At 69.8% G+C, this 451-nt stretch carries 1 protein-coding gene; it reads right to left on the reverse strand.

Going from position 1 to position 451, the window contains the following annotated elements; genetic code table 11:
* Positions 1–451: alpha/beta hydrolase fold domain-containing protein (locus VSR34_RS38595; protein WP_342965256.1), on the reverse strand; the 451-nt coding region annotated here is incomplete at both ends.

A 451-nucleotide genomic window follows, 5' to 3' on the forward strand; every position in this document is an offset into this window, starting at 1 on the left:
CTGGGTCTGCACGCCCGCGTCGATCAGATTGCTTGCATACTTCTCGGCCTCGACGAGCAGCACGTCGTTCTGCGCGGTCGCGATCAGCGTGGCCGGCAAGCCGGCGAGCCGCGACGACTCCAGCGGCGCCGCATACGGATGCATGCGCTGCGACGCTTGCGGCAGATACGCGCGATAACACGCGGCGCACTCGCGCGCGGTGATGTCCGAGCCGAGCCGCTGCTCGTCGCCGAGCCGCGTCAGGCTTGGATCGAGCATCGGTCCGAACAGCGCCTGCGCGCTGATCCGCACGTCGCCGCGATCACGCGCGATACAGGCGAGACAGTTGGCAAGCTGGCCGCCCGCGTCATGCCCCGCCACGCCGACCTTTCTGCTAGTGCCACCAAAAGCCCGCGCCCGCGTCTGCACCCACAGCGCCGCCCGATGCGCGTCTTCGGGCGCGGCCGGAAAC

This window comes from Paraburkholderia sp. JHI2823, from assembly GCF_038900695.1.
Lineage (GTDB): Bacteria > Pseudomonadota > Gammaproteobacteria > Burkholderiales > Burkholderiaceae > Paraburkholderia > Paraburkholderia mimosarum.